This window comes from Pseudoteredinibacter isoporae (genome assembly GCF_040372805.1).
GTDB lineage: Bacteria > Pseudomonadota > Gammaproteobacteria > Pseudomonadales > Cellvibrionaceae > Pseudoteredinibacter > Pseudoteredinibacter isoporae_A.
The window spans coordinates 1-24590 of the sequence record NZ_BAABWJ010000016.1 but is presented as its reverse complement, the minus strand read 5'-3'; the positions used below and the strand labels follow the sequence as shown (position 1 = coordinate 24590).

The 24590-nt window shown below is 49.1% G+C and carries 15 protein-coding genes and 1 tRNA gene; 15 read left to right on the top strand and 1 reads right to left on the bottom strand.

Going from position 1 to position 24590, the window contains the following annotated elements; genetic code table 11:
• The first annotated feature begins 41 nt into the window (after positions 1–41).
• The 12 genes from ABWW03_RS19810 (at position 42) to ABWW03_RS19755 (ending at position 19984) form a co-directional block, all read left to right on the top strand.
• Positions 42–117: transfer RNA gene (locus tag ABWW03_RS19810), tRNA-Trp, on the top strand.
• Positions 118–161: 44 nt separating this feature from the next.
• Positions 162–536 (top strand): preprotein translocase subunit SecE, encoded by a 375-nt coding sequence (gene secE / locus ABWW03_RS19805; protein ID WP_353411401.1) that lies wholly within the window; start codon positions 162–164, stop codon positions 534–536.
• 9 nt (positions 537–545) lie between these two features.
• Positions 546–1079 carry a transcription termination/antitermination protein NusG gene (gene nusG, locus ABWW03_RS19800; RefSeq protein ID WP_353411399.1) on the top strand — a complete coding sequence of 178 codons (534 nt, stop codon included), beginning with the start codon at positions 546–548 and terminating at the stop codon, positions 1077–1079.
• A gap of 184 nt (positions 1080–1263) precedes the next feature.
• Positions 1264–1698: a 50S ribosomal protein L11 gene (gene rplK, locus ABWW03_RS19795; protein WP_166843182.1), complete on the top strand. Its 435-nt coding sequence runs from the start codon at positions 1264–1266 to the stop codon at positions 1696–1698.
• The gene (gene rplA / locus ABWW03_RS19790) at positions 1698–2393 is read left to right on the top strand and encodes a 50S ribosomal protein L1 (protein ID WP_353411396.1); all 696 of its coding nucleotides are present in this window, start codon (positions 1698–1700) and stop codon (positions 2391–2393) included. The genes rplK and rplA overlap by 1 nt, the downstream gene beginning before the upstream one ends.
• Positions 2394–2665: 272 nt before the next feature.
• On the top strand, positions 2666–3163 hold the full coding sequence (gene rplJ, locus ABWW03_RS19785; RefSeq protein WP_353411394.1) for a 50S ribosomal protein L10: 498 nt from the start codon (positions 2666–2668) through the stop codon (positions 3161–3163).
• Positions 3164–3229: 66 nt separating this feature from the next.
• Entirely contained in the window at positions 3230–3601 is a 372-nt protein-coding gene (gene rplL / locus ABWW03_RS19780) for a 50S ribosomal protein L7/L12 (protein ID WP_353411392.1), read from the top strand.
• Positions 3602–4005: 404 nt separating this feature from the next.
• A complete protein-coding gene (gene rpoB, locus ABWW03_RS19775) occupies positions 4006–8091 on the top strand; it encodes a DNA-directed RNA polymerase subunit beta (protein WP_353411390.1) in 4086 nt (1361 codons plus the stop codon).
• Positions 8092–8191: 100 nt separating this feature from the next.
• On the top strand, positions 8192–12418 hold the full coding sequence (gene rpoC, locus ABWW03_RS19770; RefSeq protein ID WP_353411388.1) for a DNA-directed RNA polymerase subunit beta': 4227 nt from the start codon (positions 8192–8194) through the stop codon (positions 12416–12418).
• 82 nt (positions 12419–12500) lie between these two features.
• Positions 12501–13415 (top strand): L,D-transpeptidase family protein, encoded by a 915-nt coding sequence (locus tag ABWW03_RS19765; protein ID WP_353411385.1) that lies wholly within the window; start codon positions 12501–12503, stop codon positions 13413–13415.
• A gap of 328 nt (positions 13416–13743) precedes the next feature.
• The gene (locus ABWW03_RS19760; protein WP_353411383.1) at positions 13744–15909 is read left to right on the top strand and encodes a two-component system response regulator; all 2166 of its coding nucleotides are present in this window, start codon (positions 13744–13746) and stop codon (positions 15907–15909) included.
• Complete coding sequence (locus tag ABWW03_RS19755) at positions 15899–19984, top strand: response regulator (protein ID WP_353411381.1); 4086 nt, start codon at positions 15899–15901, stop codon at positions 19982–19984. The genes ABWW03_RS19760 and ABWW03_RS19755 overlap by 11 nt, the downstream gene beginning before the upstream one ends.
• A gap of 79 nt (positions 19985–20063) precedes the next feature.
• On the opposite strand, the gene ABWW03_RS19750 is transcribed toward ABWW03_RS19755, so the two are convergent.
• Positions 20064–21002: a M14 family zinc carboxypeptidase gene (locus ABWW03_RS19750; RefSeq protein ID WP_353411379.1), complete on the bottom strand. Its 939-nt coding sequence runs from the start codon at positions 21000–21002 to the stop codon at positions 20064–20066.
• A 227-nt stretch (positions 21003–21229) separates the two neighbouring features.
• Here ABWW03_RS19750 and rpsL point away from each other — a divergent pair, with 227 nt between their 5' ends.
• From rpsL to fusA, 3 genes are all read left to right on the top strand, one after another.
• Positions 21230–21601 carry a 30S ribosomal protein S12 gene (gene rpsL, locus ABWW03_RS19745; protein WP_020211072.1) on the top strand — a complete coding sequence of 124 codons (372 nt, stop codon included), beginning with the start codon at positions 21230–21232 and terminating at the stop codon, positions 21599–21601.
• Positions 21602–21746: 145 nt separating this feature from the next.
• Positions 21747–22217, top strand: coding sequence for a 30S ribosomal protein S7 (rpsG, locus tag ABWW03_RS19740; protein ID WP_166843172.1), 471 nt, complete (start codon positions 21747–21749; stop codon positions 22215–22217).
• 89 nt (positions 22218–22306) lie between these two features.
• Positions 22307–24421, top strand: coding sequence for an elongation factor G (fusA, locus tag ABWW03_RS19735; protein ID WP_353411376.1), 2115 nt, complete (start codon positions 22307–22309; stop codon positions 24419–24421).
• Positions 24422–24590 lie beyond the last annotated feature (169 nt).

Genomic DNA, 24590 nt, shown 5'->3' with positions numbered 1-24590 from the left:
GGGTGTATGAGCGAGGCTTCGGCCTCGCCGTTTAGAATTTTAGGCCACTAGTTCAATTGGTAGAGCGTCGGTCTCCAAAACCGAAAGTTGGGGGTTCGAGTCCCTCGTGGCCTGCCATTATTTAAGCTGTAATAAATGGCTTGGAAAGGTTTCCCTAAGTTATGAGTGCTAATGCTAAAGCAGAACCGGTTGAGTTTCGTTTTGATGCGCTGAAGTGGCTGTTTGTTGTCGCTCTGGTTGCGGCCGGTGTTGTAGGGAACTCTTATTTCGCAGAGCAGGCGTTGCTGTATCGCGTTTTGGGCTTGGTTGCCCTGGCCGGGATTGCTCTGTTTGTTGCTGTGAATACAGCAAAAGGCAACGCGTTTTATACCTTGTTGCAAGAGTCGCTGGTTGAAGTTCGTAAAGTAGTTTGGCCAACGCGACAGGAAACTAATCAGACCACGTTAATTGTGGTGGCAGTAGTCATTGTTATGGGTATTTTACTCTGGCTGCTAGACACTTTCTTGGGCTGGTTGGCATCGCTGATCATAGGATAAAGGTGACCCATGGCAAAACGTTGGTATGTGGTTCACGCGTATTCAGGCTACGAAAAGAAAGTAGCAAATGCGCTAAAAGAGCGTGTTGAGCTTCATGGTATGCAAGACCAGTTTGGTGACATTCTGGTGCCTACAGAAGAAGTGGTAGAAATGCGTGGCGGACAAAAGCGAAAGTCCGAACGCAAGTTTTTCCCAGGCTACGTGCTGGTGCAGATGGAGTTGACTGACGATTCCTGGCACTTGGTGAAAGACACTCCTCGAGTAATGGGTTTCATTGGCGGTAAAGCGGATCGTCCTGCGCCTATTACTGAGAAAGAAGCTGAAGCTATTCTGCAGCGAGTGGATGACTCGGTAGATAAACCGAAGCCGAAAACCGTATTCGAGCCGGGTGAAATGGTTCGCGTTATTGACGGTCCATTCAACGACTTTAACGGTGTTGTTGAAGAAGTGAATTACGAGAAGAACAGACTGCAAGTTGCTGTGCTGATCTTCGGCCGCTCTACTCCGGTAGAGTTAGAGTTTGGGCAAGTAGAGAAAACTTAATCCAGACTGAGTTTCGTCTGACCTGGTCAGACAATACGCCCTTTTCGCTGAGAAGTGAAAGGGGTTTTCGTGTCTCTGTAGTTTAGGCGTGGCCACTGCAGGGTAACGGGGAGCCAGAGACGTCACAGATGCGATTGCGATCCAGCTGTGGCTGAGGCGTTTAACCCACTTTAAGGAGTCTATTATGGCTAAGAAAGTAGAAGCTTATATTAAGCTGCAGGTGCCCGCAGGCGGCGCCAACCCAAGTCCACCAGTTGGTCCTGCTCTGGGTCAGCACGGTGTGAACATCATGGAATTCTGTAAGGCGTTTAACGCCCAGACTCAGAATCTGGAAAATGGCGCTCCTGTGCCAGTTGTGATCAGCGTATACAACGATCGCAGCTTCACCTTCACCATGAAAACCCCTCCAGCTTCTTACCTGCTGAAAAAAGCAGCGGGCATCAAGAGTGGTTCTGGTCGTCCTAACACTGAGAAAGTGGGTAAAGTTACCCGTGCTCAGTTGGAAGAGATCGCCACCGCCAAGCAGCCAGATTTGACTGCTGCTGATATGGATGCTGCGGTACGTACCATCGCTGGTTCTGCGCGCGCCATGGGTTTGGAAACTGAGGGTGTTGTGTAATGGCAAAGTTATCAAAGCGTCAAAAGCTGATTAAAGAAAAAGTAGATCCAGTTAAGCACTACAGCATCGAAGAAGCTGTAGCACTGTTGAAAGAGTTGTCTACTGTTAAATTTTCCGAAACCGTAGATGCGGCGATTAACCTGGGCATTGACCCTCGTAAATCCGATCAGGCGGTACGTGGCGCGACTTCCTTGCCACACGGTACAGGTAAAGAAGTTCGCGTAGCGGTATTTACCCAAGGCGCCAATGCTGACGCAGCTAAAGAAGCTGGTGCAGATATCGTTGGTATGGATGAGCTGGCGGCTGAAGTTAAAGCGGGCAAGATGGATTTCGACGTAGTTATCGCCGATCCAGCGGCCATGCGCGTTGTTGGTCAGTTGGGTCAGATTCTGGGTCCACGCGGCCTGATGCCTAACCCTAAAACTGGCACCGTAACGCCAGACGTAGCGACTGCGGTTAAAAACGCAAAAGCGGGTCAGGTTCGTTTCCGTGCTGACAAGGGCGGTATCATCCACGGTGGTATCGGTAAGGTTTCTTTTGAAGCTGGTGCTCTGAAAGAAAACCTGGAAGCTCTGATGGCAGACCTGAAAAAGGCGAAGCCAGCTTCCGCTAAAGGCGTTTATTTGAAGAAGGTATCTCTGAGCACCACTATGGGCCCAGGTATTACCATCGACCAAGCTAGCTTGAATCTTTAATTCGAGCAGCTAAAAAGAACTTTGGGGTCTGTCGGTTTCCCCTGGAAATCGACAGGTCGTCAAAGACCGTTGGGGCTGATGCGAAAAGCGGAGGCTTAATTGGTAGTTGTTTTACCTCCCCACGCAGACGGTGAGACCCAATTCAGTATTAGCTGGATTTGATCACCGGAAACTCCTCGCATTAGCGGGGGTGAAGTAACGATTGAGTTATCAAAATCTAAGCAGATTGTTGTGACGATTTAATTAGCTTAATCAAATCCAGGAGAAATCTTGTGGCATTAGGACTTGAAGACAAAAAAGCGATTGTCGCTGAAGTCCAGGAAGCTGCTAAGTCTGCTCAGTCTGCGGTTGTCGCCGATTCACGCGGCGTTACTGTAACGGACATGACAGCATTGCGTAAGCTAGCACGTGAGAACGGCGTGTGGTTAAAAGTCGTTCGTAACACTCTGGCAAAACGCGCTCTGGAAGGCACTGATTACGAATGTCTGAACGACAGTTTCGTAGGCCCAAGCATTATTGCATTTTCTAACGAGCACCCAGGTGCTGGTGCGCGAATCCTGAGTGATTTCGCCAAAGAAAATGACAAGCTTGAGCTGAAAACTGCAGCATTCGAAGGAGCAATCACTGATGTTTCATTGTTGGCGAAGCTGCCAACATACGACGAAGCGATTTCTCAGCTGATGAGTGTTATGAAAGAAGCAGCTGCTGGCAAACTGGTTCGCACTATTGCGGCCGTTCGCGACCAGAAAGAAGAGCAAGAAGCGGCCTAATTGGCTGTGTTGCTTAAACCGTTATTTTGAGCTCTTGCTCACTACTGAATATATAGGAATTGAAAAATGTCTCTGACTAAAGACGATATCATCAATGCCGTTGCTGAGATGTCTGTAAAAGACGTTGTTGAACTGATCGAAGCAATGGAAGAAAAATTTGGCGTAACTGCTGCTGCCGCTGCTGTAGCTGTTGCTGGTGGCGATGCTGGTGGCGCTGCTGAAGAGAAGACTGAATTCGACGTAATTCTGACTTCTGCAGGCGACAAGAAAGTTAACGCTATTAAAGCTGTTCGCGGCTTGACCGGTCTGGGCTTGAAAGAAGCTAAGGCTCTGGTTGAAGGTGCACCTGCTCCTATTAAGGAAGGCGTATCTAAAGAAGACGCTGAAGAAGCTGTTAAAGCCCTGGAAGAAGCAGGCGCTACTGCTGAACTGAAGTAATTCAGATTCTATGGGAAAGTTCTAATTTCACATTAGAACTTGAGGCTGGCGAGTGATTTTACTTGCCGGCCTTTTTCCGTTTTCAAAAAGCGGAATTTTGCCGTCACTTATCGGCAAATTGAAAAGGGCTGTTTGCCTGTTCGCAGAGGAAGCGACATCGGTTGGACAAATTATTTGTATTTATGTTTCAACGCAAATACAAGACGACGAGCGTAAGAAGCAACACAGTTCGGAAAGTGCAAATAATTTGTGCAATTGATTGCGCAAGTAGCAGTCCAGATTGCAATCAATGGTTGCAATATGTAGTACCGAGCAGCTTTAGAAGCTGCGGGCAATAACCACGCAAACAAAAGGGGCTGAATGCTCCTGAGACTGTAAAGTCGACTACAAGCTGGGGAATATAGATGGCTTACTCATATACTGAGAAAAAACGTATCCGTAAGGATTTCGGCAAGTTGCCGCCCGTCATGGATGTCCCTTTCCTCCTGGCGATCCAATTGGATTCCTATCGAAAGTTCACTCAGGCTGATGTTTCTGCAGAAGCTCGCCTGGATTATGGTTTGCATGCGGCCTTTAAGTCCGTATTTCCAATCGTAAGCTATTCCGGCAATGCTGCGCTGGAATATGTTAGCTATGTATTAGGTAAGCCCGCCTTTGATGTGGGTGAGTGTGTCCTTCGCGGCGTAACGTATGCCGTGCCTTTACGCGTAAAAGTCCGTCTGATTATTTACGATAAAGAGTCTTCTAATAAGACTATCAAGGACATTAAAGAACAAGAAGTCTACATGGGCGAAATTCCCCTGATGACTGACAATGGCACCTTCGTTATTAACGGTACCGAGCGTGTAATTGTTTCCCAGTTGCACCGTTCTCCTGGTGTATTCTTCGACCACGATAAAGGTAAAACTCACAGCTCTGGTAAGTTGCTGTACTCCGCACGAGTGATTCCTTACCGTGGTTCTTGGTTGGATTTCGAATTCGATCCAAAAGACCTGGTGTATGTGCGTATCGACCGTCGTCGTAAATTGCCTGCCAGTATCCTGTTGCGTGCCCTGGGTTATACCACAGAGCAAATGCTGGAGATGTTCTTCGATAACAGTAGCTTTAGTCATCTTGATGCAGAAGGTGCGCGTCTAGAGTTGGTGCCATCCCGTTTGCGTGGTGATGTGGCAACCTTTGATATTAAAGACAACGATGGAAATCTGGTTGTAGAAGAAGGCCGCCGTATTACTGCGCGTCATATTCGTCAGCTGGAAAAAGGTGGCGTAACGGAACTGGTTGTGCCTCGCTCTTACATGTTGGGCCGTTCTTTGGCCCGCGACATCGGTGACCCAAACACCGGTGAAGTGTTGTTTGAATGTAATACCGAAATTACTGAAGAAGTATTGGACGGTTTGGTAGAGGCCGGCGTGCAAGAGCTGCTGACCTTGTACACCAACGAGCTGGATTGCGGCCCGTTTATGTCCGATACCATGCGCATCGACCCAACCCGTACTGAGTTGGAAGCGCTGGTAGAAATCTACCGCATGATGCGTCCTGGTGAGCCGCCAACAAAAGAGTCAGCCGAAGCGCTGTTCCAAAACTTGTTCTTCAGTCAGGAGCGTTATGACCTGTCTGCAGTCGGTCGCATGAAGTTCAACCGCCGTCTTTCTCGTGAAGAAGAAACTGGCGAAGGCACCCTGTCTAATGAAGATATCGTTGACGTATTGAAGACTTTGATCTCAATTCGTAACGGTCAAGGTGTCGTGGACGATATTGATCACTTGGGTAACCGCCGTGTGCGTTCCGTAGGTGAGATGGCCGAAAACCAATTCCGTGTAGGTCTGGTTCGAGTTGAGCGCGCTGTGAAAGAACGCTTGTCCATGGCGGAAGCGGAAGGCTTGATGCCTCAGGACTTGATCAACGCTAAACCTGTGGCGGCCGCGGTGAAAGAATTCTTTGGTTCTTCCCAGTTGTCCCAGTTTATGGATCAGAACAACCCGCTGTCAGAAGTAACGCACAAGCGTCGTGTTTCTGCCTTGGGCCCTGGTGGTCTGACGCGTGAGCGTGCGGGCTTTGAAGTTCGAGACGTTCACCCGACTCACTATGGTCGTGTATGTCCAATTGAGACGCCTGAAGGTCCAAACATTGGTCTGATTAACTCGCTGGCCACTTACGCTCGTACCAACAGCTATGGCTTCCTGGAAAGTCCATATCGTAAAGTTGTGGACGGTGCCGTTACCGATGAGATTGAGTACCTGTCTGCGATCAATGAATCCGAACAGTGTATTGCTCAGGTGTCTGCAGAAATGGACGCCAAAGGTAAGCTGACCGAAGAGCTGGTTTCTGTTCGTCACCAGGGCGAATTTACTCTGAAGGCCCCTGAAGACGTCAACTACATGGACGTGTCTCCACGCCAGGTTGTGTCGGTGGCGGCGTCGTTGATTCCGTTCCTAGAGCACGATGATGCGAACCGTGCATTGATGGGATCGAACATGCAGCGCCAGGCTGTTCCTACTCTGAAGGCAGATAAGCCTCTCGTGGGTACCGGCATGGAGCGTACCGTAGCGCGTGACTCCGGTGTCTGTGTGGTGGCAAAGCGTGGTGGTGTCATTGAGCGTGTAGATGCCGCTCGAATTGTTGTAAAAGCGAACGACAGCGAAACGGAAAAAGGTGATGCTGGTGTCGACATTTACAACCTGACCAAGTACACCCGTTCTAACCAGAACACCTGCATTAACCAGCGTCCGATTGTCAGCGTAGGCGACGAAATTGTGCGCGGTGACATCCTGGCTGATGGCCCATCTGTTGATTTGGGTGAGCTGGCTTTGGGTCAGAACATGCGTATCGCGTTTATGCCGTGGAATGGTTATAACTTTGAGGATTCCATCCTCGTGAGTGAGCGTGTTGTAAAAGAAGACCGCTTCACCACCATTCACATACAGGAACTGACCTGTATCGCTCGTGATACCAAATTGGGCAGCGAAGAAATCACTGCGGATATTCCAAACGTAGGTGAGGGTGCGCTGAGCAAGCTGGACGAGTCCGGTATTGTTTATATCGGTGCGGAAGTTGGCCCTGGCGATATTCTGGTTGGTAAGGTAACTCCAAAAGGTGAAACCCAGCTGACGCCAGAAGAAAAGCTGCTGCGTGCGATCTTCGGTGAAAAAGCTTCCGATGTTAAAGACACTTCTCTGCGTGTTCCAACGTCGACCAAAGGTACCGTGATTGACGTTCAGGTATTTACTCGCGACGGTCTGGAAAAAGATCAGCGTTCTTTGGAGATTGAAAAGTCTCAGTTGGACGGCGTTCGCAAAGACTTGAACGAAGAATATCGTATCGTTGAAGCCGCGACGATGGAGCGTTTGCGTGCGGTGCTGGTTGGCCAGAAAGCCTCCGGTGGTAAAGGTGTTAAGAAAGGCCAGGAAATCACCGGTGAATTGTTGGACGAGCTGGAAGTAAGCCAGTGGTTCAAGATTCGCATGTCTGACGATGCCCTGAATGAGCAGTTGGATCGTGCAGAAGAGCAACTGAAAGAGCGTCGTGCTGATCTGGATGAGCGTTTCGAAGATAAGAAACGCAAGCTGGAAACCGGTGATGATCTGGCGCCAGGAGTTCTGAAAATCGTTAAGGTTTACTTGGCGATCAAGCGTCGTATCCAGCCTGGTGACAAGATGGCGGGTCGTCACGGTAACAAAGGTGTGATCTCGGTCATTATGCCGGTTGAAGATATGCCTTATGACGAGCATGGCCAGCCAGTTGATATCGTTCTGAACCCGCTGGGTGTTCCGTCCCGAATGAACGTTGGTCAGGTGTTGGAAATGCACCTGGGTATGGCAGCGCGCGGTCTTGGTGACAAAATCAATGTGATGCTCGAAGAGCAGCGCAAAGTCGCTGAAATTCGCAGCTTCCTGGAAGATGTCTACAACAAGACTGGCGACATCAAAGGCAAAGAAGATCTGGATTCATTCAGCGATGAGCAGGTTCTGGCCTTGGCCAAAAACTTGCGCGAGGGTGTGCCAATGGCCACGCCTGCATTCGATGGCGCGAAGGAATCAGAGATTAAAGCACTGCTGACCTTGGCTGATCTGTCTGACACGGGTCAGACTCAGTTGTACGATGGCCGCACTGGCGACGCCTTCCAGCGTCATACAACAGTGGGTTACATGTACATGCTGAAATTGAACCACTTGGTTGATGACAAGATGCACGCCCGTTCAACCGGTTCGTACAGCTTGGTGACTCAGCAGCCTCTGGGTGGTAAAGCTCAGTTCGGTGGTCAACGTTTCGGTGAGATGGAAGTGTGGGCACTGGAAGCATACGGTGCGGCATACACCCTGCAGGAAATGCTCACTGTTAAGTCTGATGACGTGGCGGGTCGTACCAAGATGTATAAGAACATCGTTGATGGTGACCACCGCATGGAACCAGGCATGCCAGAGTCGTTTAACGTACTGGTTAAAGAAATCCGATCCTTGGGTATCAACATGGAGCTGGAAGAAGACAAGTAATTGTCCCAGCTGGCCGGGCTTAGCCCGGCACCTAAGTTAAATATTGCTGCAACAGGGTTTGCTCTCGCTAAGGGCAAACCAACTAACTGGAGATAGCGCCTTGAAAGACTTACTTAACTTACTGAAGTCCCAAGGACAGAGCGAAGAGTTTGACGCCGTCCGTATTGGTCTGGCCTCACCTGAGATGATTCGCTCTTGGTCATTTGGTGAAGTAAAGAAGCCAGAGACAATTAACTACCGAACCTTTAAGCCTGAGCGTGAAGGTTTGTTCTGTGCCAAAATTTTTGGTCCGGTAAAAGATTACGAATGCTTGTGTGGTAAATACAAGCGTATGAAGCACCGCGGTATCATCTGTGAGAAGTGTGGTGTTGAAGTTACTTTGGCGAAAGTTCGCCGTGAGCGCATGGGCCACATCGAATTGGCGAGCCCGGTTGCTCACATTTGGTTCCTGAAATCTTTGCCAAGCCGTATCGGTTTGCTGCTGGATATGACTCTGCGCAACATTGAACGCGTGTTGTATTTCGAATCTTATGTCGTCACTGATCCAGGTATGACCACCTTGGAGAAAGGCGCATTGCTGACTGATGAGCAGTACTTCGAGGCGATGGAAGAATTTGGTGACGAATTCGAAGCCAAGATGGGTGCTGAAGCGATTCAGGAGTTGATGAAAGATATCGATCTGGAATCTGAAGTTCAGCATTTGCGTGAAGAAATTCCTGCAACCAATTCCGAAACCAAAATCAAGAAATTGTCCAAGCGCTTGAAACTGCTGGAAGCGTTCTACAACTCCGGCAACAAGCCTGAGTGGATGGTGATGGAAGCGTTGCCGGTTCTGCCGCCAGATCTGCGTCCATTGGTTCCTCTGGACGGTGGTCGTTTCGCGACGTCTGATCTGAACGATCTGTACCGTCGAGTGATCAACCGTAACAACCGTTTGAAGCGTCTGTTGGACCTGAATGCCCCAGATATCATCGTGCGTAACGAAAAGCGCATGCTGCAAGAGTCTGTGGATGCATTGTTGGATAACGGCCGTCGTGGCCGCGCGATCACGGGTTCGAACAAGCGCCCACTGAAATCTCTTGCTGACATGATCAAGGGTAAGCAAGGTCGTTTCCGTCAGAACTTGTTGGGTAAGCGTGTTGACTACTCCGGTCGTTCGGTAATTACCGTAGGTCCTCAGTTGCGTCTGCACCAGTGTGGTCTGCCAAAGAAAATGGCCCTTGAGCTGTTTAAGCCGTTTATTTTCTCCAAGTTGGAGCTGCGCGGTCTGGCTACCACCATTAAAGCCGCCAAGAAAATGGTTGAGCGTGAAGAGCCGGTAGTATGGGATATTCTCGATGAAGTGATTCGCGAGCACCCAGTGTTATTGAACCGTGCACCGACCCTTCACCGTTTGGGTATCCAGGCATTCGAGCCTGTTCTGATTGAAGGTAAAGCGATTCAGCTGCACCCATTGGTTTGTGCGGCCTATAACGCTGACTTCGATGGTGACCAGATGGCGGTACACGTACCGTTGACTTTGGAAGCCCAGCTCGAGGCGCGTGCCTTGATGATGTCGACCAACAACATTCTGTCCCCAGCCTCCGGTGAGCCAATTATCGTGCCTTCTCAGGACGTTGTATTGGGCTTGTACTGGATGACTCGTGAGCGCATTAACGCGCTTGGCGAAGGCATGGTCTTCTCCGATGTACAAGAAGTGTCTCGTGCTTACTACGCTAAGCAAGTTGACCTGCAGGCGCGTATTAAGGTTCGCATTGACGAAGCTATTATCGGTGATGATGGTGAGACGACTCACAGCACCTCGATTGTAGACACCACGGTAGGCCGAATTCTGTTGTGGGAAATCGTACCGGAAGGCCTGCCTTTCGAAATGGTTAACAAGTCCATGGTCAAGAAGGCCATCTCCCGCATCATCAATGACAGCTACCGTATTGTTGGCCTGAAGCCGACGGTTATTTTTGCTGACCAACTGATGTACATGGGCTATGACTTCTCAACCAAGTCTGGTTCTTCAATTGGAGTGAACGATTTTGCGATTCCCGATGAAAAAGCGGAATTGATTGCTCGCGCTGAAGCGGAAGTGAAAGAAATCGAAACCCAGTACGCCTCCGGTCTGGTAACCGCTGGTGAGAAGTACAACAAAGTTATCGATATTTGGTCTCGAGCGAACGACCTGGTGGCCAAGTCGATGATGGAAGGTATTTCTCAGGAGACTGTGATTAACCGAGATGGTGAGGAAGAGAAGCAAGATTCCTTCAACTCGGTTTATATGTACGCCGATTCCGGTGCTCGTGGTTCCCCGGCTCAGATTCGTCAGCTGGCAGGTATGCGTGGTTTGATGGCTCGTCCAGATGGCTCGATCATTGAAACTCCAATTACCGCGAACTTCCGTGAAGGCTTGAACGTACTTCAGTACTTTATTTCGACTCACGGTGCTCGTAAAGGTTTGGCGGATACCGCACTGAAAACCGCGAACTCCGGTTACTTGACTCGCCGTCTGGTAGATGTAGCGCAAGACTTGGTCGTTACCGAGCCTGATTGTGGTACTGATTTCGGCTTGACCATGGCCCCTGTGATCGAAGGTGGTGACATCATCGAATCATTGGGTGATCGTATCCTGGGTCGTGTTGTTGCCCGTGATGTTGTACGTCCCGCCAGTGATGAGATTCTGGTGCCTGCCGGCACCATGATCGATGAGAGTTGGATCGAGCGCATCGAAGAGATGGGCATCGATGAGGTTTGCGTTCGCTCTGCAATCACGTGTGAAACCCGCTACGGTATTTGTTCTCAGTGTTACGGTCGCGATCTGGCCCGTGGTCACCGCGCGAATCAGGGTGAGGCCATTGGTGTTATCGCTGCTCAGTCCATCGGTGAGCCAGGTACCCAGCTGACCATGCGTACGTTCCACATTGGTGGTGCGGCATCACGAGCGTCTGCGGTAGACAGCGTTCAGGTTAAGCAGGAAGGTATGGTTCGTCTGCACAACATTAAAACGGTTGTCCAAGAGAACGGTAACCTGGTAGCGGTATCTCGTTCGGGTGAATTGGCGGTTGCTGAAAAAGAAACCGGCCGTGAGCGTGAGCGTTACAAGATTCCTTATGGTGCGGTAATCAGTGTACAAGACGGTGCTGAAGTTGATGGCGGTGCTATTGTTGCAAAATGGGATCCGCATACACACCCAATTGTTACGGAAGTTGCGGGTAAGGTGGCCTTTACTGGTTTCGAAGACGGCCTGTCTGTACGTCGTCAAACGGATGATCTGACCGGTTTGACCTCTATTGAAATTCTGGATCCAGCTGAGCGCCCGGCAGCGGGTAAAGATTTGAAGCCTGCGGTTACTTTGGTTGATGAGTCCGGTAGTGAACTGTGCTTGGCGGGTACCAATGTTCCTGCGCACTATGCACTGCCAGCGAAAGCGATTCTGAGTTTGAACAACGGCGACAACATCGGCATTGGTGATGTTATCGCACGTATTCCTCAGGAAGGTTCGAAGACCCGCGATATTACGGGTGGTCTGCCTCGAGTTGCTGACTTGTTTGAAGCCCGTAAGCCGAAAGAGCCTTCTATCCTGGCTGAAATTACCGGTACGGTTTCCTTCGGTAAAGAGACCAAAGGTAAACGTCGCTTGGTGATTACACCAAATGACGGCCAGCCTTTAGCGGATGGCAGCACTCACTATGAGGCCCTGATTCCCAAGCATCGCCAGTTGGGTGTGTTTGAGGGTGAGCAGGTAACCAAAGGTGAAGTTGTAGCTGATGGCCCAAGCAATCCGCACGACATTCTGCGACTGCAAGGTGTTGAGGCGTTGGCGAACTACATCACAAACGAGATTCAGGATGTTTACCGCCTGCAAGGTGTAAAAATTAACGATAAGCACATCGAGGTGATTGTTCGCCAGATGTTGCGTAAAGTTGAGATCACCGCAATGGGCGACTCCTCCTTCGTGAAGGGTGAGCAAGCTGAATACAACCGTGTATTGGAAGAGAATGAGCGCCTGCGTGCCGAAGGCAAACAACCTGCTCAGTTCGAGCGATTGTTGCTGGGTATCACCAAAGCGTCTCTGGCGACCGAGTCCTTTATTTCTGCGGCCTCGTTCCAGGAGACAACACGCGTACTGACCGAAGCAGCGGTTACTGGTAAGCGTGATGACCTCCGTGGCCTGAAAGAAAACGTGGTTGTCGGTCGTTTGATTCCGGCAGGTACCGGTTTGGCCTACCACGCAGATCGTCAGCGTAAGCGTCAGGTAGAAACCAGCGCCGTTGACAGTGTAAGTGCTGAAGATGTCGAAGCAGCACTGACTGAAGCTCTGAAATCCAGCGCGAGCTAATTTCTCGCCCGGGTTTTAAAGAGAACAAAAAAGCCTCTGTAATGGAGGCTTTTTTGTGTTTAAACAACAGTGAACAATAAGAATGAAGTCAGTGGTATCTAAATCTCTTTCACTCGTTTTGAGTGTGTTGTCTGTCTGTTTGGCGTTGCCGGCGCTGGCCAATTTGCAGCCTGCGGCGGTTTTGGACCTGCCTGCGAAAGACAAGTATTTACTGGTTGCTGAAATGGAAACCGGGCGCCTGTATGCCTTTGAGAAAGACAATGGCATGCGTTTAAAGAAGGTTGCCGAGTATCCGATCAGCATTGGCAAGCAAGGCTATGACAAACGTATCGAGGGTGATGCGAAAACCCCTATTGGGGTGTATCGGGTCACCAGTCATTTAACCGATGCCCAGTTGGATGATTTCTATGGGCGTGCGGCTTTCCCTCTGAATTACCCCAATGCCTGGGATCGCCTGAATGGTTACACTGGTTCGGGCATCTGGTTGCATGGTGAGCCAACGGACAAGAAAACCCGGCCCTTGCGTGATAGCGACGGTTGTATTGTTTTGTCAAACGAAGATATTTTCAAAGTACAGAAGTATCTTGATGTGGGCTATACCAAAGTAGTTTCAGTGCCAAAAGTGGAATGGAAAGACAGCAACGACATTGCCCGCAGTCGTTCTGAAATTACCCAAGCCATTGATGGTTGGCGAAAAGATTGGATGTCCAAGAGCCATAATCGCTACCTGAGCAACTACTCCAAGGCGTTCAATGATAGTGAAAAGAATTTCGCGCAGTGGGACAGCTATAAAAAACGCGTGAATGGTTCAAAGCGCTTTATCCGAGTAAAACTTTCGGATTTGGGGCTGTACGCATACCCGGGGCAAGATAATCTGGTTATGGCCGAATTCTATCAGGATTACCGTTCCAGCAATTTTCGTTCAAAAGGTTGGAAGCGCCAGCTTTGGAAGAAGGAAAATGGCGAGTGGAAAATTGTCTATGAGAGGGGCGGTTAAACCCCTTATTTTCCAGTCAAAAAAAGAGCCCGCTCACTAACTGTTGCGGGCTTTTTTGTTTTTGGCTGTTTGTATCATGCCTGTTCTCCTTTCTGAAAGACTCTTCGTTCGTTTTGTTTCGTTTGTCGTTTTCGGTCATTGGAATCTCCAATGACCAATTGCGTGATTGTTACCGCTGTAATCTCTTTTTCATTGGCTGTCTAAGCATAAGTTGAGGGGGCAAAGTAAGAGGTGAAAAAAACATTCGATGGTCGTTTCCACGATGTACATAAGGCATTTTTTTGGTCTAGTCTTAATAATGCTGATCAAAAATACTCGTTGGAATCTAATGAAAAATACCAGTTGCCTGTTGAAGCCTAGGGTTTTGATTGTCGATGATCGAGAAGAAAATCTTTTTGTTTTGCAAGAGCTCATCAATGGACTGGACAACGATGTGGAGGTTGTTCAGGCGCTGTCAGGTATGGAAGCACTTCATATCCTGGCGGAAGATTCCGATTTTTGCTTGATTCTTATGGATGTGCAAATGCCGGACCTTGACGGCTTTCAAACAACGGGACTGATCAAGCGCTATAAGAATACCAAGGACATGCCAATCATTTTCATCACCGCCATTTTTAAAGATGTGAGCTATATCCATCATGGTTTCGATGCGGGGGCGGTTGATTATATCTGCAAGCCCATCGACGATAAGGTGCTGCTCTCTAAGGTGAACGTCTTTATTGATCTGTACAGGAGTAAAAAAGCCCTGGAGTCTTCTCTTAGAAAGTCTAAGGAAATTGAAGAAAGGCAGAACCTGATCCTCAGCCATTCCCAGGACGGCATCGTGGTCTTCGATAAATTCGGGCAAGTCTTGTTTCTGAATCCTACGGCCGAAGAGATATTGGGACACGAGACAGAGTCCGTGGAAAGCTTGTTGTTGAGCGATATTGTGTGCCGGGAAGAAGGCTTTGGTCAGGCCTGGTCGGCTGATGATGTCCGTGACGCGGTGGAGAATGGCGTATCGTTCCGTAATTTGGATTCGTCGGTAAAGACTTCCGAGGGAAGAAAAATTCCCTGCAGCTACTCTTTTGGCAGCTTTGATTCGCCCGTCTATTCAGGTGGAGTATTGATTTTTCAAGATATCACACAACGCAAAAAGCACGAGGAAAATCTCGTGTACATGGCCACTCATGATCCTTTAACTAACCTACCCAATCGTATTCTCTTCAAAGAATCGGTGAACAATGCAATCGCTCGAGCCCAACGCAGTAATTACAAACTGATCGTCATGTTCATCGATTTGGATCACTTTAAACGAGTGAATGATGAGCTTGGTCACAATGTTGGGGATGAATTGCTTAAAAAGATTTGCCGACGATTGCAGTCGATTGGGCGTAAAGTCGATCTCTTTGCTCGTTTGGGGGGGGATGAGTTCGGTGTGGTTTTCGAAGACATCAACAATAACTTCAATAGCCATGTTATGGCGCCCAAGATCCTGAAAGCCTTCGAGGAGCCCATAGAGGCCTTGGATCACAGTATTCTGATCAGTGGCAGTGTCGGAGTGGTCGAATTCCCGGAATACGGTCGTGATGCCGACTCGCTGATCAAGGCGGCGGATATCGCAATGTATCAAGCGAAAAGCCAGGGGCGAAACTGCTACGCCCTGTTTCGTCCAGAGTTAGAAGACAGCGCTATTGCACGCTCCCAGTTGGAACGGGATTTCCGGCAGGCCATCAGCCAGGAGCAATTAATTTGCCATTACCAACCAATTCTCAATGCTGAGGACATGTCCGTGGCGGCAATTGAAGTGCTGGTTCGCTGGGAACACCCGGAAAGGGGGCTTGTGCCGCCTACTGAGTTCATTTCAGTTGCTGAACACACGGGCCAGGTGGTTGAGATGAGCAATCAGGTGTTTTCCATGGCTTTGAGTGCCTTATCCGATTGGGAAAGCCGTGGGCTGTGGCCCTCGACAGCCAAGCTGGCCCTCAACGTATCTGCCTTACAGCTGTCCAGAGATATTCTGATTGGGCAGCTTAAGAAAATGGGAGAAAAATACACATTCAATTTCAGCAGTGTTGAAATTGAGATCACCGAGTCCATGTTGATGCAGGATGCTGAAGAGTCTGCCAGGGTTCTCAAAAGCGTACGGAACATGGGCCTCAGTATTTCAATCGATGATTTCGGTACCGGCTACAGCTCTCTGAATTATCTCAGGCGTTTGCCCATTAATGTTTTGAAAATTGATCGAAGCTTCGTCAAGGATATTGGGCATGATCGGGGGGATGAGCAAATCATCAATGCCACCATAGATCTGGCTCACACCTTGAATTTAGAGGTGGTTTCGGAAGGGGTTGAAACTGAGGCCCAGATGGCCTTTTTGAAAAATGCAGGGTCAGATTATTTGCAGGGCTTCTTTCTGTCCAGGCCGCTTTCCCGCGCAGCCATGGAAGAATGGCTGAAATCTGAGAGTCAGAGGAAAGCCGGGAAATTAGGAGGTGAAGTCGATGTTTGCTAGAACCAACCGTATTAAAGATGTGCTGATGATTGGTTTTGCCCTGGTCATAGGTTTGCTGATCATCACTTGTGCATTGGCGTGGGTGTTTCTTGACAGGGCCAAGAATATTTCGCACAACGTGGAGAGCGATGATGTGCCTGGCGCATTTTTGTATCTGAGGATGTCCAAGTCGTTGGGTATCATGCACAGCAACGTACTCACCTATCTGGCGGGAGAAACAGATGACGAGGTGTCTGCTTTCAGAGAGGAATACAAAAAGTTTGGCGAATCTCTGGCTGAACTCACTCCTCTTGAGTCGGATGATACGGTCAGCCGACAAAAGTTGTCTTCCATTCGTGCGTTGATTGACGAGTATTTTACTGAAATTAATCGACGCGTTTTTCAGTCCTACAATCCGGATCTGGAAAAGTGGGCATTCAAGACGATCGATACACTGGAAAATACGGTAGGTGCAGAGCTTGAAGTGTTGTTGGATACGCTCAAGGAAGAGGAGTACGCAGAAGCACTGGCATCGAATAACCTTAAAGAAGCCGTAGGCGATGACGTACCCGGTTTGCGATATTATCTTGAGTTGCTGGATGAGACCGGTGATATGTTGTCTTCACTCAATGAGTACGTGTCGGGTGAATTGGACGAAGTTGAAAACTTCAGTGCGGACAGTGAGAGTTTTCAAGAATACTATGACCTTCTTGCGCCACTGGAGACTACGGATACTGATCGGAAGAATCTCGATAGAATTCGAAAGAGCTACAAGAAGATAAACGCTACCGCGAAAGAGGTTTTTGAAAAGTACGATCCAGAATCCAAAATTAATGCCATCCAGGTGGTCGACATTATGGAGAGGGATGCCTTTGATCGTTTGGAGAATATTCTTTCTGAGTCGGCTCGTGAAGAGCAAGTTGACGCAACTACATCTATGGCCAATCTGAATTCTAGTATTGATATGACGATATTGGTGTTGATTATTGTAGCCATTTTGTCGGCACTCATTGGGGTATATGTCGCCTTGAGGCTGAGTGGGTTAATTTCCGGTGCCTTGTCAGAGGTAGTCCAAACGACCAATGCGATATCAAGAAACGATATCGCGCACGCCCGTTCCCTGTTGCATGAAGACAATCAACATAATTCCAATCTGCGTCATTTTTCCGAATTTGATGAAGTGAGAACCAGTCTGGTTAAGGCGGTCGATGATCTTGCTGTAGCCAATGACAATAATGAAAGGCAGAACTGGTTAAAATCCGGCATTTCCGAGTTGAATCGGAAGCTTAGTGGTGAGCAGCCTTTGTCGGAAATGGCTAAAAACTCGGTGGACTTTATCTGTGAGTATCTCGGGGCGCCGGTCGGTTTTATCTACAGTTTCAGTGATGCAGAATCCGACGAAGATGACGCAAAAATGAGTTTGATGGCTCACTATGGAGTGGTTATAGGTGGGGATGATCTTGATCGGAAATTCTCGTTTGGTGTTGGAGAAGGTTTGGTGGGGCAATGTCTGTTACGTAAAAAAATCATAGAGCGGTATCTGGATGACAGTGAACGTATGCCCATTGTCCAGTCGGGTATCGCGCATTCAAACCCTCGTCATATTGTTGTTGCGCCTCTGCTCTATGAAGGGGATGTCGAAGGAGTGATTGAGTTGGGGTGTTCTGGAGAGGTCGTTACCGGTCAGCGGGAGTTCATTGAGCAGATTGCCCCAAGCCTGGGAATTGCTATGCGCGTTTCCAAATCCAGAGATGCCATGGCCGCTTTATTAAGACAGAGTCAATCCCAGGCTGAAACGTTGGAAGATCAACAAGTCCTGTTAGGCGTGTCAAATTCTCAGCTTAAGGAAAAGGCGCTGGAACTGGAACAAAAACAGATAGCGCTGTCTGAAAAAAATGAATTTCTTGAACGTGCCCAAAAGGACCTCGAGCGACAAGCCGAAGAGCTTGAGAAGTCGAGTAAGTACAAATCCGAGTTTTTGGCAAACATGTCCCATGAGCTTCGCAGTCCTTTGAATAGTCTCCTGATACTGGCCAAGATGTTATCGGATAATGATGAAGGCAACCTTTCCGAAAAGCAGGTGGAATACGCATCGGTCATTCATCGTTCTGGACGTGAACTGTTAAACATTATTAATGATGTATTGGACCTTTCTAAAATCGAAGCCGGAAAGCTGGACGTGGTTTTTGAAGAGCTGCTTGTGGATGAGTTGCTGAACGAAATCCAGCAGCAGTATCAGCCGGTTGCTAATGAGCAAGGCTTGATTTTCAATGTGGCGAATCAATCGGATATTCAAAGTTTTAGTTCTGACCCTGGCCGTCTGCGGCAAATTGTCGTTAATCTTTTGTCGAATGCATTCAAGTTCACAGAGAAAGGTTCGGTCGATATTGTTGTTGAAAGTCTTCCTGCTGGTAACGAAGGTTGTAACGGAAAAACATTCAACCAGGACATGATTTTCTTTCGAGTCACGGATACAGGGATCGGTGTGGCGAAAGAAAAACAAGAAGATATCTTCAATGCCTTCTGTCAGGAAGATGGCACGACAAGTCGGCGGTACGGTGGCACAGGTCTGGGCTTGTCGATCTGCCGGCAACTGACGGGGCTGTTATTCGGGCATATAGACATCAGCAGCACAGTAGGGCAAGGCACCTCACTCTATGTGTATCTGCCCCTGAGCCCTAATGGTGAGTTACCGGCAACTATTCCAGAGGAATCTGAGATTTCTCATCAAGAAGGCGTGAGTGAGCTTAGCGCTTCTCCGGTTTCGGAAGCGGTCATGCAAACGATCCCCAAGCAATTCTTATCGGATTCCTTGGTTAATGAGTTGGAAGAAGTGTTAGATCAGGAGAGGCTTGAGAGAGATTCAAAGGCGATCGACGGTTCCACCTCGAAGGAAAAACGTCTGTTGATCATCGAAAAGAATCCTTTTGTTCACGCGAGTCTGAAAAAGCAGGGTGAAGAAGCGGGCTTTTATGTGGTGACCGCTTTCGATGGTGGCAAGGGGCTTCAGTTGGCGGAGGCGTTGGTGCCATCCGCAATTTTGATTTCCGATGATGAAACGTTTATCGATGGCTCGCTGGTTCTGAGCAAGATCAAATCCAATGTGAAGATTCGCCATATTCCTGTTTATGTTGTCAGTTCCGAGAATAAACCTCTCGATGAGCGCGAGATGGCCTTGTTGGGGGCGGTGGGGTCAACCATTAAGCCTATTGATAACTACGAAATGAAAGGCATCATCGAATTTTTATCTGAAATTACCGAGGATCGAAGCGGCAACTTGGTTATATTTGGGGAGGATGAAGAGGTTTTAATTGGCTTGAGAGATTTCATTGCCGCTGATGGTTTGAATGTTGAATTGAGCACCGACACTTCCTCTGTTGATAATTTTAACTTGGAAAGTTTCCACTGTATTGTGCTTAATATCTGCAATCAGACCGGTCTTGATTACATTCGTGATTCGCTGAACGATTTAACCGGGCGGTATCGGATTCCGGTCATCATTCACAGCAATGAACCTTTGACAGACGCACAGCGTGAATTAGTTAATGAGCTTTCCAGTGCGCGAGCATTGTCTCCGGTTATCAGCGAAAATTCATTATTGCTGGAAACCAGTTTGTTCTTGCACCAGGTCACTATGTCAATGCCAGACAGCCAGCGAGAAATTCTGTCTGAACAATTAGGTTCGTCCGATGTGCTTGCCGGGAAGTCGCTGTTGGTTGTGGACGATCAGGTGAGTAATATTTTTGCATTGACAGCGATTCTGGAGCAGCACGGTATCCATTGTACGATTGCCAACAGCGGCAGAGAGGCGTTGCTATTGCTGGAGCAGAACAACAATGTCGACCTGGTGTTGATGGATATTATGATGCCCGAAATGGATGGCTATGTGACGATGGGTAATATCAGAAAGATGCCGAATTATCAGCATGTGCCCATCATTGCTCTCACAGCGAAATCCATGCCGGAAGACCGAGCCAAGTGTATCGCTGCCGGAGCGAATGATTACATCACAAAACCCCTCGATTCCGAGCAGCTGCTGCAATTGCTGAATATTTGGTTGGCCCAATCCGTGGTGTCGCGCCCGGCGGTTATTTGACGGGTGACAACGGCGTTCTTCTTGGTAAAGGCATAAAAAAAGCGGACTCTATGTCCGCTTTTTTCATTTGATAGCAGAGCTATTCGCCGCTGCTATCTTCTGTGCTTTCCGTTTTGGCCATGCGGCGCTTTTTCTGTTTGGGCACTTCCTTCACCAGCCAACGAACCAGGTCTGTCCACATGGTGCTGATTTCGCCCTGGCTGGGCATGATGCCCGCGAACGGCAATTCAACCGTCAGGATTGGAACGTCTAAAACAGACCCGCCGTAGTTGCCCAGGCTGCCAGGGTAGGTGCCTAAACGATGCAGGTGCAATTTGCCGAGTTTCTGAGGTGGTTGATGAGGCCCATCGAAGTCAATGAGCTTGTGTGGGGCGTGAACCGAAATAATCGCGTCTGGCTCGAATTCCTTGATGAGTTCCAACAACCACCGTGTCTCGATCTCGCTGGCCGCATAAGGGCCCGGATAGCGGCGTTTATTCTTGAAGGTACGATTTTGCCAGTAATCCATCGCCTTCTCATCCCAGTCAGGCGTTGGGAAGTTACGGTTCAGGTCGACACCATTGTCGTTCTGGCGCTGAGATTTGCGGCGCAACAGGCCATCGGGGTTCGCCAGGGGAATCACCTTCCAGTCAAACAGACCTGAGTGGTGCTTGTTCAGTGTGTTCATCCACTTGAAGAGCACCGATACGGATGCGTATTCGTCACCGTGAATGCCCCCCATCAAAATGATCCGCCCTTTGGGGCTGCGATTGGGCTTGGGGCCGTAGTGGCGCACTGACAAAGGGTAGCCTTTCTGGCTGTGGTGGCCAGATGCGACCAATTGTTGCTGTTCGCATTCTGTAATGCTGACGCTGCCGAGTTTCTTGCCGATAGCCTGGCAGAGCTCGCTCACACTGAGCTGCGGTTCTTCAGAGGGCGTGGTTTGTTGTAGGTCTTGGCTAAATACAGCTTGGCTGGCAAGAAGGCTCAGGCTGAGTGCGCAAAGCTTGGAAATCCATGGTTTTAAGGGTGGGTACATATAAGGTCTAGCTCTTATTTTCCTTTAAACGGCCATCTATGGCTCTTTGGTGGAAATAATAGCAAAAGCCTCCTAATAATGCTGCTTTTAGCGCTTTAAACTATAGATAGAATAGGTGGTTGACCTTTGATCAATAGCTCCGTACAATTCGCATCCCCCTAAAAAGGGGGAGTATTTTTTATTCACAAAACCTTCATATGAAGGTGATTAACTGGAGTCATTTTTTCATGGCAACGATCAACCAATTGGTTCGTAAGCCTAGAAAACGTAAAGTGCAAAAGAGCGACGTACCTGCCTTGCAGGCAAACCCACAGAAACGTGGTGTTTGTACTCGTGTCTACACTACTACACCTAAGAAGCCAAACTCAGCCCTGCGTAAGGTTTGCCGTGTGCGCCTGACCAATGGTTTTGAGGTAACTTCTTACATCGGTGGTGAAGGTCACAACTTGCAAGAGCACAGTGTTGTACTGATCCGTGGCGGTCGTGTAAAAGACCTGCCTGGTGTACGTTACCACACTGTTCGCGGTTCGTTGGACACCTCTGGTGTTAACGACCGTAAGCAAGGTCGCTCTAAGTACGGTACTAAGCGTCCTAAGTAATTTAGCGTTTATACCCCTCGTTTTCGGCTTGCTATAAGCGAACCGAGTAAGGCTAAGCACACTCATGAGAGGCGATTGAGCGCAAGCCCAGTCAAGAGTAATGAGAGTGTTGTCTTAGAAACCCTGAAGATAGAGGCGATTTAAAATGCCAAGAAGAAGAGTTGTCGCTAAGCGTGAAGTGCTGCCCGATCCTAAGTTCGGCAACGTCACACTAGCGAAGTTCATGAACATGGTCATGATCAGCGGTAAGAAGTCTGTCGCTGAGCGCATCGTTTACGGTGCCTTGGACTCTGTTCAAGAGAAGCTGAACAAAGACCCACTTGAGGTTTTTGATGAAGCACTGGAAAACATCGCACCTTTAGTGGAAGTTAAGTCCCGCCGTGTTGGTGGTGCTACTTACCAGGTGCCTGTTGAAGTACGCCCTGCCCGTCGTCAGGCGCTGGCAATGCGTTGGTTGGTAGAGTACTCCCGCAACCGCGGCGAGAAGTCTATGCCACAACGCTTGGCTGGTGAGCTGATTGATGCTTCCCAAGGCAAGGGTGCCGCTGTTAAGAAGCGCGAAGATGTACATCGCATGGCAGAAGCCAACAAGGCATTCTCCCACTACCGCTTCTAATAGAGCATTTATTGTTCTATGCAGTGTCAAAAGGCAGCTATTTACGGCTGCCTTTTGTTTTTTAAAAGAATTGAAATGGGGATTTCCTAGTGGCGCGTAAAACACCTATCTCACGCTATCGTAATATTGGCATCTGTGCCCACGTTGACGCGGGTAAGACGACGACTACTGAGCGTGTGCTTTTCTATACCGGTCTGTCCCATAAAATTGGTGAGGTGCACGATGGTGCAGCAACCATGGACTGGATGGAACAGGAGCAAGAGCGCGGCATTACGATTACCTCAGCAGCGACGACCTGCTTTTGGGCGGGTATGCAGCAACAGTTTGATCAACATCGCGTCAACATCATTGATACCCCCGGGCACGTTGACTTTACCATTGAAGTAGAGCGCTCCCTGCGTGTGCTGGATGGCGCTGTGGTTGTCTTGTGTGGTTCTTCCGGCGTACAGCCGCAGACTGAGACCGTATGGCGTCAAGCGAACAAATACGAAGTACCCCGCATGGTCTTTGTGAACAAAATGGACCGTGCCGGTGCGGATTTCCAGATGGTTGTTGATCAATTGAAAGAGCGTCTGGGGGCCAACCCGGTTCCTCTGCAAATGACCATCGGCGCCGAAGATGAATTTAAGGGCGTAGTGGATCTGGTAAAAATGAAGGCCATTCTGTGGAATGAAGCCGACCAGGGCATGACGTTTGAGTACGGCGACATTCCTGCGGATCTTCAGGATCAGTGCGAAGAAATGCGCGAGTACTTGGTTGAATCAGCCGCAGAAGCCAATGAAGAGCTGATGGAAAAATACCTGGAAGATGGTGAACTCAGCGAAGAAGAGATTAAATCCGCGATTCGCCAGCGTACTCTGGCGAATGAAATTGTTCCTGTACTGGGTGGTTCTGCCTTTAAAAACAAGGGCGTGCAGGCGGTTCTGGATGCCGTTATTGAATACCTGCCATCGCCAACCGAAGTGAAGGCGATTGAAGGCACTATGATTAACGACCCTGAAAAGGTCGAAACCCGTGAAGCTGACGACGAGGCGCCATTCTCAGCGTTGGCGTTCAAAATTGCTACCGACCCTTTTGTGGGGACCCTGACCTTCTTCCGTGTGTATTCCGGTAAGTTGGAGAGCGGGACATCGGTGTATAACTCGGTCAAAGAAAAACGTGAACGCGTTGGTCGTATGGTGCAGATGCATTCCAATGATCGTCAGGAAATCAAAGAGGTTCTGGCGGGGGATATTGCAGCAGCGATTGGTCTGAAAGACGTCACAACGGGTGACACGCTGTGTTCTGAGAACAGCAAAATCGTTCTGGAGCGTATGGAGTTTCCCGAGCCGGTTATCTCGGTTGCCGTGGAGCCTCGCACCAAAGCGGATCAGGAGAAGATGGGCGTCGCGCTGGGTAAGTTGGCCCAGGAAGACCCGTCTTTCCGCGTCAGAACCGACGAGGAAACCGGTCAAACCATTATCTCCGGCATGGGCGAATTGCACTTGGATATTCTGGTTGACCGCATGAGCCGTGAGTTCAGCGTGGAAGCCAATATCGGTAAGCCCCAGGTGGCTTATCGTGAGCGCATTACCAACGTGTGCGAAATTGAAGGCAAATTCGTGCGCCAGTCCGGTGGCCGTGGTCAATACGGTCACGTCTGGGTTCGCTTTGAGCCCGCCGAGGACGAAGCGGCTGAAGGCTTGGAGTTTGTGAATGAAATTGTTGGGGGTGCGGTTCCTAAAGAATACATCCCGGCAGTCAACAAGGGCATTGAAGAGCAGATGCAAAATGGTGTTCTGGCCGGCTATCCATTGCTGGGTCTGAAAGCCACTCTGTACGATGGCTCGTTCCATGATGTTGACTCCAACGAAATGGCCTTTAAAATTGCCGCTTCTATGGCAACCAAAAAATTGGCTCAAGATGGTGGTGCGAAACTGCTGGAACCAATGATGAAGGTTGAAGTTGTAACCCCAGAAGAAAACATGGGTGATGTGGTGGGTGATTTGAACCGCCGCCGTGGTCTGATTCTGGGAATGGATGAGAATCCTTCGGGCAAGGTAGTCAATGCTGAGGTGCCGTTGGCGGAGATGTTTGGTTATGCAACCGATCTGCGTTCAGCGACCCAGGGCCGAGCGACCTTTACCATGGAGTTTGCCAAATACGCGGAAGCGCCGAATAATGTGGCGGATGAAGTGATTGCCAAAATGGTGGCTGGCTCCTAAAGAGATGTGGCCTGATCGCAATGCGATTGGGCCTTTGTGGTTTATTAGATTGGTAAATTGATTTCTAATCATTTAATCGTGCTGGTAACAGCGTATTTTTGAGAGGACACGTAAAGTGGCAAAAGAAACTTTTGAGCGTTCGAAACCCCATGTGAACGTAGGTACTATC

Excerpts from the sequence above, each read along its gene's own strand:
- rplL (WP_353411392.1), top strand. The coding sequence starts at position 3,230 with ATGTCTCTGACTAAAGACGATATCATCAATGCCGTTGCTGAGATGTCT.
- ABWW03_RS19750 (WP_353411379.1), bottom strand. The coding sequence starts at position 21,002 with ATGTACCCACCCTTAAAACCATGGATTTCCAAGCTTTGCGCACTCAGC.
- rplA (WP_353411396.1), top strand. The coding sequence starts at position 1,698 with ATGGCAAAGTTATCAAAGCGTCAAAAGCTGATTAAAGAAAAAGTAGAT.
- rpsG (WP_166843172.1), top strand. The coding sequence starts at position 21,747 with ATGCCAAGAAGAAGAGTTGTCGCTAAGCGTGAAGTGCTGCCCGATCCT.
- rpsL (WP_020211072.1), top strand. The coding sequence starts at position 21,230 with ATGGCAACGATCAACCAATTGGTTCGTAAGCCTAGAAAACGTAAAGTG.
- ABWW03_RS19765 (WP_353411385.1), top strand. The coding sequence starts at position 12,501 with ATGAAGTCAGTGGTATCTAAATCTCTTTCACTCGTTTTGAGTGTGTTG.
- nusG (WP_353411399.1), top strand. The coding sequence starts at position 546 with ATGGCAAAACGTTGGTATGTGGTTCACGCGTATTCAGGCTACGAAAAG.
- secE (WP_353411401.1), top strand. The coding sequence starts at position 162 with ATGAGTGCTAATGCTAAAGCAGAACCGGTTGAGTTTCGTTTTGATGCG.
- ABWW03_RS19755 (WP_353411381.1), top strand. The coding sequence starts at position 15,899 with ATGTTTGCTAGAACCAACCGTATTAAAGATGTGCTGATGATTGGTTTT.
- rpoB (WP_353411390.1), top strand. The coding sequence starts at position 4,006 with ATGGCTTACTCATATACTGAGAAAAAACGTATCCGTAAGGATTTCGGC.
- rplK (WP_166843182.1), top strand. The coding sequence starts at position 1,264 with ATGGCTAAGAAAGTAGAAGCTTATATTAAGCTGCAGGTGCCCGCAGGC.
- ABWW03_RS19760 (WP_353411383.1), top strand. The coding sequence starts at position 13,744 with ATGAAAAATACCAGTTGCCTGTTGAAGCCTAGGGTTTTGATTGTCGAT.